Here is an 11,056-nt window from a genome sequence, read left to right as displayed (position 1 = left end):
GCGCGGCCTGATCGCGGGCATCGTGCAGCCCGGTCTTTTCAACCGCCGGCAGACCGCCTACGAACTGCTCTGGTACGCCGAGGACGGCTCGGGCCTGCGCCTGCTGGCAGCGCTGCAGGGCTGGGCCACGCGCATGCGTGCTGTGCAGTTCGTGGTGCACGACTACGCCGGCATCGCCGATGCGGCACGTTTCAAAAAGGTCATGGCCCGCCGCGGCTTTGGCGTCATGGGCACGGCTTACGTGTCCGCACTGGAGAGCTGATCCATGGCCATCATCGTCCCCATTCTTTTGAGCTACACGGGTGCTGCTGCCGGCATTGCGGGGGCTGTAGGTCTGACTGCTGCAGTGGGGGCCGCGGCTGCGACCACCATCGTTTCCGCCGCCGTTTCGGTGGCTTTCCAGGTGAGCGGCGTCAACAACAAAATCAACAAAGCAGCCTCCAAAGTGTTCGGCGAGGATCTTGTGATGATCGCCAACGTCGCGGGGGCGGTGTATGGCGCTGTGAACGGCGGATTTGATTTTGGCAGCGGGGCAGAGGGGGCTGCGGGCCTGACCGAGGCAGGCGGCGCGCTGAGTACCAAGGCCATGCTGGACGGGACCAACGCCTTCGGCGCGAACTCGGCGGCGGGTGCCTTCGACCTGGCGGATGGCGTCGGGGCACTGACCACGGGCGACTTCTCGGGCACCACGGACAGCTTGGGCAACAGCACCTACAGCCCAGGCGACATGAATTCGGTGGAGCTCAACTCCATTGGACCAGCCAAGGGCGTGAACCTGTTGGACAGCACCGCCCCAGTGGGAACGGATACCAAGGCCATTACAGCAGCGACCAACACTTCCAGCACCGCGCAGACTGGCGCAGCCGCCTCTGACGCCGCAGGAGCGAAGGCCTCCGCGACTCAAAACGTGGTCACCAACCAGGATGCCACAGGCACCAATGCTGCTGGAGCCAAAGCCACTACAGGTCAGCAACTCAAGGCCGGCGATATCAGCAAGGGCGTGGAGCCGCCCAAGACGACCGGCAGCACGCCAGCCACCAAGCCCGGCAGCTTCTTCGACAAGCTGCTCAGCAACGACAAGGCCGTGGGCGAGCTGATCAAGGGCGTGGGCGGCGGCATCAGCGGCGCGGCCAATGCCAAGGCCGAGAAGGACAAGCTCGACTGGCAGAAGAAGCGCTACACCAGCACCGCCACCACCCGCATCGTGCAGTAAAGGACCACCATGAACCTCAACGAAATGGCCCAGGGTGCGCCTGAGCAAGATCCCGCAGCAGACCCGACCGTTGGTACCACCGGTGGCAAGACCCCGGCCACCCCCGAGCAGCAGGCCCAGTTCGACATGCTGCTGGGCCGCGCGCGCCAGCTTCTGGGTGAATCGGCAGAGGAATGGAAGGCCGCCATGGACATCGACCCTGCAGGCGCGGCGGTGAAGTTCGGCACTCAGACCCTGCGCTTCCTGGCGATGGAGTCGGAGAAGGCCGGCCAGCCCATCGATCCTGCGGTGATGTTGCATGTGGGCGTGCAGTTCGTGAAGGACATCGCCGGCCTGGCCAACGACACCGGCATGGTGCCCGACGATCAGATCGAAGGCTTCCTGCAGCAGGTCATGCAGGAGTCGATTGCCGAGTACATGCGCATGGATGCGGAAGAGGGTCTGCTGCCGTCGCCTGAACAGGCGCAACAAGGCGCGCAGGCCGCCGGCCAGCAGCCACCACCAGCGCCAGGCCCTGCGGGCATGAACCTGGCGCAGATGGCGCAGCAAGGGGGTATGCAATGAGCTTCTTCGCGAATCTGTTGGGCGGCACGCTGCAGGGCGTGGGCTCTGGCATGTCGGCCATGGCGGCCGATGAGGAACGGCTGGCCAGCCAGCGCGCGCTCATGCAGGAGCGGCAGCAGGGAGCGCTTGATCTGCAGCGCCAGCGCGCCGAGGACAAGCTGATGCAGCAGGAGCAGATGATGCAGATGCGGTCTGAGCTGGGCGGTGGAGCGGGGGGCGGCGGTGGGGGCAAGGGCATCAACCTGGCGGCCCTAGCCATGCAGGCGAAGACGCCCGAGGAACAGGATCGCGTGGTCGCGGCGACGCGCACTTTCCACGGGGACAACGCGGCCGATCGCATGGCCGACAAGATGTTCAACCGGCCACGGATGGTGGGCGTTGCAGCCACGCCCGGCGACTTCGCACGCTACGACCGCGCTGGCGACATGGAGGCCGCACCTCCGACCACCACGCTGGAGCGCGCGCGGTACGACGCCGACAAGGGAACGCAGGCACTGCAGCGGGCTTACACGGCCTTCCTTGACCCGGCCAAGCTGGACGACCACGCAAAGGCTGAGCGCCAGTTCGGCCTGAACGACCTGGGCACGGCCAACGCCGCCCAGGTCATGCAGCGCGGCGGGTCATTGCCCGAAGCCTCAGGGGCGTTCCAGAAGTACAGCGGTACGAAGGACGAGAGCGGGAAGGAAGACCTGGCACAGCAACGCATAGACGCCACGCGCGAGCGTACAGCAGCCACGGTGACCAATGCCGGCGCAAACCGCCAGGCGCAAGACGCGCGGGCGCTGGACCGCCAGATCGCTGGCGCCTACAAGCAACTGGGCGAGGCGCGCCCGAAAGACAAGCCAGCGCTGCAGACGCGGATCCAGGAAATGGAATCGCGCCGCGATGCCATGGACGGCGCCGCCCTGGCACCGGCCTTGAACGACTACCAGCCGGGTGCCACCGCCAAGGCCCCCAGCCCGACCACCGTGCTGCCCAAGCCACGTTCCCCCGCCGAAGCCGCCAAGGCGTTCCAGTACCAGCCCGGATCCTTCCTGAAGAAGCCATGAACCTGTTTCAGCTCGCTACCCGTGGCGTTTCCCTCGACGCGCTGCCCGACGAGGAAGTGGCGCCCGTCCGCGCCCCTATGGATCACGGGCCGGCACCAGCACGCGGCAAGGCCAGCGTGCCAGCCGAGTTCGATGCTGTGTTCGATGCCGCCGGCCAGGAATACGGCGTGGACTCGGACGTGCTGCGTGGCATGGTCTTCGCAGAGAGCGGCTTCCGCCCCGATGTGATCAGCGGAAAGGTGAAGAGTCGCACCGGCGCAGTGGGCATTGCCCAGTTCATGCCGGCGACGGCCGAGCGCTTCGGCATCGACCCCACGGACCCTATCCAGTCGATCTTCGGTATGGCTGCTTACATGCGCTCCAACCTGGAGAAGTTCGGCGGCGACTACGGCAAGGCCGTAGCGGNACCACAAGGCCTTCGATGCCGACGACTGGCGGGGGCGCGCGCCCGCCGAGACGCAGGGCTACCTGAACACGGTGTTCTCGGTGGCCGATGACCTGAAGCTCCGAGCGCCGCAGCCAGCCCCCGCGCCGGAGGCAGCACCGGCACCGGCCGCCGCTGCAGTGGCCGCAAAGGCGCCCGCGCGCCGCGAGGTGCCCGGCATGACCGTGGGATCGGTGCTGCAGGACACCACGGCTGGCGTGCTGCAAGTCGGCGGCACAGCCGTCAAGGGCTTGGCCGACCTGGCCCGCTTTGCCACGGGAGACGCGGTGGGCAAGGACCTTTCGGACTCCATGGAGGAGCGGCTTGGCGTCATCCGGTCGATGGTCGGGTCTGATCGCGCGGCGGCGCAGCGCGAGAATTTCCAGCGGGACATGGCCGACCCCAATGTGGGCATCAAGGACGCTCTCCTGAACAATAAGGGCGCGCTGGCTGACCAGGTGCTGCCCACGCTGGGGAGCATGCTGCTGCCGGTGGGCGCGGCTGGTCTGGCCGGGAAGGCAGCAACGGCCGGCAAGGCAGCTGCGGCGCTCGACACGGCCGCGCTCGCCTCGCGCGTGGCCACTGCGCAGAAGGCCGCCGGCATCAGCGCCACAGCAGCGCAGAACGCCGCCGATGTGTTCGCCGGGCTGGTGGACAAGGGCGTGCCCATGGAGGATGCCTACAAGGCGGCCGGCATCACCGTGCCCTTCAGCGTGATCGCCGGCAAACTGACCGGGGGGGGCGCCGAGGTTGCGCTGGCGCGGCAGGCGGCTGGGCAGGTCGTCAAGGGCGGCGCCATGGGCGTGGCTAAGGGTGCGGCGCGCGAGGGTCTGCAGGAGGTTGGCGAGGAGCTTGGCCAGGTGACGGGCGAGGCCGTGGGCACCGGTGAGACGCCCAATTTCACCAACGCTGGCAAGCGCCTGGCCGTGGCCGGCACGCTGGGGGCGGTGGTTGGTGGTGGCGTGGACGTGGCGGGGAACTTCGGCGCGCCGCGCGTGGAAGACCAGTCCACCACGCCCAAAGCGCCTCCAGTCCCGCCAGCGCCACGTGCGGACCGTGTTGAGCCCGCCGGAGAGGGCGAGATCAGCATCGCCTCTGCGGTGGACATGGCGCGCTCCGAACTGGGCGGCCCCGGCCAGCCCGCCGCCCCCGGGCAGGCGCCAGCCCAGGCCGCCACGGTGGCGCCGGCAGCGCCGGCCGTGGACGCCCAGCCAGCCACTGGCCCGCTGTCTCCCCAGCAAAAGCAGGAGATTGCCCGCGCCCGCACGCAGGCCCTGCTGGATGCCGAGCCGGGTGCTGCGCCCCAGGTACAGACCGAGCCGGCCACCACGCAGGCGGACGTGCAGCGCCTGGCCACCGAGGCACGGGCCGCGCGAGATGCCGACGAGACACGCCAAATCGAAGCCATGGTGGCAGCCGATGAGCAGTCCGCCCAGGGCCGGGCCGCTGCCACCGCGCAGGCAAGCTCCGCCGAAACGCAGCAGGGCCAGGCCGACACCCTGGCCGTAAAGGCCCGCCAGCGTGTGCTGGATGACCTGACGGCGAGCTATGGCGAGGCTAACGGGTACGCGGCGAGCCGCACTCTGCCAGCCATCGATAGGCAGCTGCAGACGTTGGGCCAAGCCCCGCTGACGGCCGCAGAGCGCGAGCGCACCGCCGAGCTGCTGGGACGGGCCCAGGCCTTCGTGGCGCCGAACCTGCCCAGCGAGAACACGCCTGCGGTCACGGTGCCGGATCGCGGCGCCGACAACAGCAGCCTGGAAGCGCAGATCAAGGAACGTGCCGAGCCGCAGCCATCGCCTGCGCCCCCGCCGCCGGTGGAGATGGTCGACCTCCCCAGCGGCCAGGTTGAGCTGCGCGGCGATGCGAAGGCGGTGCGCGCGCACCTGGTTGCCTCTGGCGTGCCGGCGGGGGCCATCCGTGGTGCGCCCAAGGGCGTGATCGTGAGCAAGACCGTAGCAACCCAGGCGCGCCATGCGTTCCGTCTGCCCGCCGCCCCGGCGCCCGCCCCAGCAGTCACCGCACCGGAGGCAGCAAATGCCCGCCAAGCGCAAGCATCCCAGCCCACCGCCACCCCAGGCGCCGGCACCGCGCCCGCGATCGCGCGATCTGATGCGGCAGTACCGGCCGCCCCTGTACCCGGAGCGCGAGCCCGAACCACCGACGTGGCTGACATAGCGTTCGCGCGAGCGTCAGGCCCTGCGACCTCCCGGGCGCCAGTACCCAGCAGCACAGCCGGCCGCCTGGGGCTGGACAACGTGCCGCTGGATGGTGGCGGCAAGCCCTTCGCCACACGCAATGCAGCGGCGGCCGCCAAGAAGCTGCAGCCGACCATGCGGGTTGTCGCCGTAGATGGCGGCTACGCGCTGGCCGAGAAGACGCCCGCGCAGCTGGCCGCCCAGGCCAATGCGGCAAAGCGGCTGCGAAACCCCAACACCAGCGCGAAGGGTGCGCCTATTCCTGCTCATGCCTTCATCGCCGCTGAGGGCGGCATGAACCAGGCGGCCCGGGCTGACCTGGGGGTCGAGGGCAATCCTCGTGTGGGAAACCGCACGCTGTACGCAGGCAAAGGCAAGGGGCTGACCATCGAACAGGCCACGGAAAAGCTGGTTGCCCAGGGCTATTTGCAGCGTGGCGCGAGCAACAACGATGCCCTGGCGCTGGTCAAGCGCAGCTTGTCCCAGCCGCAGTACACGCCGGAGGGGTGGGAGCGCGTTGCGCAGGCCGAGGAGAGCGCACGCTTCGAGGACTTTCTGGCCATGCAGGAAGAAGCGGAGTGGAACGGTGAGCCCGATCCCTTCGACCAGGCCACCGCCTTCACCGCTGAGGACTACGACGCCAGTGGCTTCAGCGATGCCGATCCGGCTCTGCAGGCCGAAGTGAACGCATTGTTGGCGATGCTCGAGGCCAAGGGCCTTGACGCCGCTGAGGTATTGACCGATATTGTTCGCGACCATGCAAACTCCAGCCAAGACGCATACAACCGAGCAGCCCAAGCCAGGCTCGAAGAAGCCATCGCCAGCCGCAGTGAAGATCGCGGCGGCGATGCTGCTGAGTCGTCACGAGCGGGAGCGCCAGGCCGAAGCGGCAGCGCAGCAGCGCAAGACCTGACCGGCCAGCCCGGCAGCGATCTGCTGGGCGACACCCCCAATACCAACCAGCAGGCCGCGCACGACGAGCGCTTGCGCCGTGCCGAGCAGGAGCGCGAACAACGCAATGCTGCGCCGGGCCCTGAGGGCTTCGAGCTCGGGTCACAAGACATCAACACGGGACGCGAAGCAGACCGCCGACAGGGAGGGCTGGACCTCTACGGTACTGACGACTCGCAGTACTCGCGCGAGATGGCGCCGGACTTGTCCGCCGCCATCCTGAGGGCCACAGGTACCGCCACTATCGAGTCGGTGCAGGCGGCCGTAGAGCAACTGGTGGGCAGCAACGGTCGGTTGCCTGGGGGCCTCGGCAGCGTGGTGGTAGCCACCTCGAGCCAGATCAAGGCCGACTGGGAGCCGCTGATCGGCCCCGTGGCCATGGGCGCCGAGCAGGGCGGCCGGGCTGCGGGGTTCTACGACCCGCTCAGCCGCACGGTGTTCCTGATCGCCGACCACATCAAGGCCGGCCAAGAAGTGGCCGTGGCCGCCCATGAGCTGATGCACAAGCACGGCCAGGCGGTGCTGGGCAAGAAGGGTTGGGACCTGCTGCACGACACCATCGGCGGCTGGGCCACTGCGGCAGAGGGCAGCCTTGAGCGCCAGGTGTACGACGAAGCCGCCGCGCGCGTGCAGTCTTCGCGGCCCGCTGGCGCCGACGCCGGCAAGTACTCCACGCAGGAGCTGTTCCCCTATGCCCTGCAGGTGGCCACCGAGATGGGCATCACGCCCACGGCCATGCGGCCCATCACCACGGTGCAGGGCTGGATGGCGCGCGTCCGCCACGCCATCCAGCAGGTGTTCGGCAAGCTTATGAGCAACCCCGAGGCTTTCGCCGCCCAGGACCTGGTGGACCTGGGATTCGCGATCGCGCAGCGCGAGAACCCTGACCATGCTGGCGAGCTGGACGGTGCTGCGGATGCTGGGGACCAAATCGCCGGTGACGTGCAGTACAGCCGGGACGGCGAAGCAGTGGACTTTGCGGCCGAAGTGCGCGCAGCCATCACGGCGGGGGTCAAGGATGACCGAGACGCGCTACGCGTACAGGTCCCGCTCGGCATCGAAACCCCTGCTGTCCTGCAGATGTTGGGGGTGGCACGAAAGCCTGTTTTCACGAACCGCGACTTGATCGCCAAGATGCACATCGAGCACGGCGTGCCACGCGCGGACTTGAACAACCTGGGCAGCTTGATGGCCAACCCCGTGCTGGTTTTCAAGAGCGACACACAGCCCGGACGGTTCACCATGGTGACGAGCCTGGTGGTGAGCGGAAAGCCCGTCGTGGTGGCTGTCGAGCCCAATGGCCGGCAGGGCCGGGCAGAAGTGGTGTACGTCCCCACTGCATACCCCAAGGACAACGCCGATGCTGCCATTTCGGGCTGGCTGAGCAAGGGCCTCCTGTTGTACGCCCACAAAGAGGAAAGCCGACAACTCGCCACGACTGCCAGGCTCCAATTGCCTGGGGTGGTACGGCGAGCTGTCGGCTTCCGCGCCAATTATAAAACAGAGGCGGATTTGCCGTCGAGCGGTGAAGCTGGCCCGATGTTCAGCCGCGCGGCTCCGCCAGCAGCACAGGGTCAGCCGGCGACCGCTGCCGGTGCTACGCCCGCGCGATCGCCGCTGCCGGCCGAGACGGGTTTCCGCAAGGTGCAACGCGTGATGCAGGACAAGCTGAACCGCATCACCGTGCTGAGCAACTGGGCCCGTGACAACGGCATCCAGCTGTCGAGCGAGGCCGACGTGTGGGGCTACGAGGCGCGCATGCACGGCACCGTGGCCACGCGGGTGGAAGACTTCCGCGAGGGCACGGTCAAGCCGGTGATCGACCGGATCCAGAAGGCAGGCTTCACCACCGAGCAGGTGGCCGAGTACCTGCACGCGGCGCACGCCGAGGAGCGCAACGCCCAGATCGAGAGCATCGACCCGAAGATCCAGAATGGTTCCGGTATGACGAATGCCGAGGCCCAGGCCATCCTGGCCAAGGCGCCCCAGGGCCTGGCGGCGCTGGCCACCGAGGTGCAGGCCATCACCGATAGCACGCGGCAGATCCTGCTCGATGCGGGGATCATCAGCCAGGAGATGGCCGATGCTTGGGGCGCCGCCTACAAGAACTACGTGCCGCTCAAGGGCGGCGACGAAGCCAAGAAGGGCGGGGTGGGCAAGGGCCTGTCTGTGGACGGCCGCCAGAAGCGCGCCCTGGGCCACGGCGCGCGGGATGAGAAGATCATCGAGAACATCCTGCGCGACCACGAGCGGGCGATCATGCTCGCCGAAAAGAACAAGGTGGGCCAGGCCATGCTGGTGCTGGTGGACGAGCTCAACAACCCAGACATCGCCACCATCAACCAGCCCGAGCGCCGCCGGGTGCTCAAGCAGGGGACGATGTACGAGGTGCGCACGCCCGATGGCATCGTGGTGGACACTTTCACCACGTCGAACCAAGCGCTGCAGTTTGTGGGTGCGAACCCCGGGATGAAGCTGCAGGTGAAGCCTGTGAAGGCCGACCCGATGGTGGTGTCGATGGCTACACCCATGCTGCAGCCGAACGAGGCCCAGGTCTACGTGAAGGGCCACGCCGTGCGCGTGCAGCTCAACGACGAGGGCTTGGCCAGGGCCTACAAGCACATGGGCGTCGAGTCGTTGACCACGCTGATGAAGGTGAACCGCGAGATCAACGGCGCTCTGTCCAAGGCGTACACGGCGTACAACCCCGAGTTCCTGCTGAAGAACATCGCCCGCGACTTCACGGCAGGCCTGGCCATCACCACGGCCAAGTACGGCGCTGGCGTGTCGGCCCGGGCGGTGAAGAACTACCCGATGGCGATGGCCAAGCTGATCCGCTACGGTTTCACAGGCAAGGCCACGGGGTCGGTGGCGCAATACCGCCTGTCGGGCGGCAGCACGGGGGCCGCGTACCTGGGCGACCTGGCGCGCATCGGCGAGGACGTGCAGGCCACCTTCGATGATGCCCGCGGCGCCTTCGCCACGGCCCGGGGTGACGGCACGGTGCGCGGCGTGCGCACGGCCATGCGCAAGTCGATCAAGAGCGGCCTGAAGCTGATCGAGGTCCTGAACGGCGCCGGCGAGTCGGCCATGCGGCTGTCAGTCTTCGAGGCCATGCAGCAGGAGGGCAACGACCTGCGGGCCAGCGCCAGCGCCGCCAAAGAGCTGCTGAACTTCAACCGCAACGGCGAGGCCACGCGCACCGTGGGCGGCTGGTATCTGTTCCTGAACGCCAGCATCCAGGGCACGGCCGCGCTGGCCGATGCCATGGTGCACGGCAAGCACCGCGAGCAGGGCTGGGCCATGGTGGCCGGCATGGCCGGGCTCTTCTACGCACTGGCCCAGGCACAGTTCGGGGGCGACGACGAAGACAAGAAGGCATGGGAGCGCATCAGCCCAGACGTGAAGGCCAAGAACCTGATCATCCGGACGGGGGCGGACAGCTACATCACGCTGCCCATGCCCTACGGCCTGGGGGCGTTCTTCGGTATCGGCAACGCGGCGCATGACCTGCAGCAGGGCAAGGATGTGGACAAGGTGGCGCTTGATCTGGCGCTGCTGTTCGCTGACCAGTTCCTGCCGGTCAAACCCTATGCCGACGGCGGCGACACGCGCGGCCTGGTGGAGCTGGTGCCCGGCGTCGCCGGCGGCGAGCTGATGCGCGCCGCGTTGCGTGCCGGTGTGAACCGCTCGGGCCTGGGCGGCGACATCGTGCCCGACAGCAAGTTCGACGAGAGCCGGCCGGAACACCTGCGGGCGTACCGCAGCACGCGAACCTCGGTGTACCAGACCATCGCCGACCAGCTCAATGCAGCTTCAGGGGGCACGCAGACGCAGGCCGGGCTGGTGGACGTGAGCCCAGAGACGCTGAAGTACTGGACGCGCACGCTGACGGGTGGGGCGGGGGTGTTTGCCGCGGACCTGGCAGGCCTGCTCCGTCTGGGCAAAGAGCACTATGACTCCCCCGACGATCCAGACCGCGCGGCGCTGATGCCGGACCTGTCGGAGATGCCCATCGCTCGGGGTTTCGCGCGGGAGGACAGGATCGGTGATGACCGCAGGCAGTACTGGACCGCCGCCAAGGGCGTGCGCCGAGCCGATCAGGACCGTGACCGCGCCAAGAAAATGGGCGACGAGGTTGGCTGGGAGCGCGTTGAAGAGCAGCGCGGCGAGCTGCTCGGCCTGGTCAAGATGATGGAGCGCAGCAGCAAGCACATCAAGGAAATCCGTGACGAGGTCGAAGAGATCATGCTGGACGACAGCACTTCGATGGCCTTCAAGCGGGCCCAGGTGAAGAAACTGGAGGCCGAGGAGTCCGGCATCTACCGGGAGTTCATCGATGCGGTTGCGGAGGACCAGGCCGAAGCTGGCAAGTAACTACCGCTGGAGAGCGGCCATTGCCCACACGCTGCCCCAGTACAGGAAGGGGATCGCCACTGCGACCCCGACCACCCACTGCGTGAAGCGACGGGGCACCAGGTAAGCGAGTACGGCGAACACCACGAAATAGCCGACGACGAACCAGCTGAAGCCGCCACCCGGCAGCCCGCTGCCGCCGTCATCCCCGCCGGCCATCCAGCTGCCACGATCTGGCAACTGGGCCCAGGCAGCGGCGCTGGTCAGCGCGGCAATGATGGCAGCGGAAAGGATGCGCATG

6 protein-coding genes and 1 pseudogene are annotated in these 11,056 nt (G+C 67.9%); 6 read left to right on the top strand and 1 reads right to left on the bottom strand.

Annotated elements, in window-relative coordinates; translation table 11 throughout:
- From ASE28_RS01535 to ASE28_RS33475, 6 genes and pseudogenes are all read left to right on the top strand, one after another.
- On the top strand, positions 1-262 hold a 262-nt coding region (locus ASE28_RS01535), incomplete at its 5' end, for a hypothetical protein (RefSeq protein ID WP_162262227.1).
- Between the two features lie 3 nt (positions 263-265).
- A complete protein-coding gene (locus ASE28_RS01530) occupies positions 266-1,213 on the top strand; it encodes a hypothetical protein (RefSeq protein ID WP_057264051.1) in 948 nt (315 codons plus the stop codon).
- A 9-nt stretch (positions 1,214-1,222) separates the two neighbouring features.
- Positions 1,223-1,777 (top strand): hypothetical protein, encoded by a 555-nt coding sequence (locus ASE28_RS01525; RefSeq protein WP_057264049.1) that lies wholly within the window; start codon positions 1,223-1,225, stop codon positions 1,775-1,777.
- Entirely contained in the window at positions 1,774-2,826 is a 1,053-nt protein-coding gene (locus ASE28_RS01520) for a hypothetical protein (protein ID WP_057264048.1), read from the top strand. The genes ASE28_RS01525 and ASE28_RS01520 overlap by 4 nt, the downstream gene beginning before the upstream one ends.
- Positions 2,823-3,231: pseudogene (locus ASE28_RS33480) on the top strand (transglycosylase SLT domain-containing protein); the annotation flags it as partial. The gene ASE28_RS01520 and the pseudogene ASE28_RS33480, both read left to right, overlap by 4 nt.
- Positions 3,232-3,429: 198 nt before the next feature.
- On the top strand, positions 3,430-10,776 hold the full coding sequence (locus ASE28_RS33475; RefSeq protein WP_369818109.1) for an LPD38 domain-containing protein: 7,347 nt from the start codon (positions 3,430-3,432) through the stop codon (positions 10,774-10,776).
- Here ASE28_RS33475 and ASE28_RS01505 read toward each other — a convergent pair whose 3' ends face one another.
- Positions 10,777-11,055: a hypothetical protein gene (locus ASE28_RS01505; protein ID WP_057264041.1), complete on the bottom strand. Its 279-nt coding sequence runs from the start codon at positions 11,053-11,055 to the stop codon at positions 10,777-10,779.
- Between the last annotated feature and the right edge of the window lies 1 nt (position 11,056).

The sequence above is a fragment of the Acidovorax sp. Root219 genome, from assembly GCF_001428665.1.
Taxonomy (GTDB): domain Bacteria; phylum Pseudomonadota; class Gammaproteobacteria; order Burkholderiales; family Burkholderiaceae_C; genus Acidovorax.
This window is presented reverse-complemented; position numbering and strand designations above follow the sequence as displayed.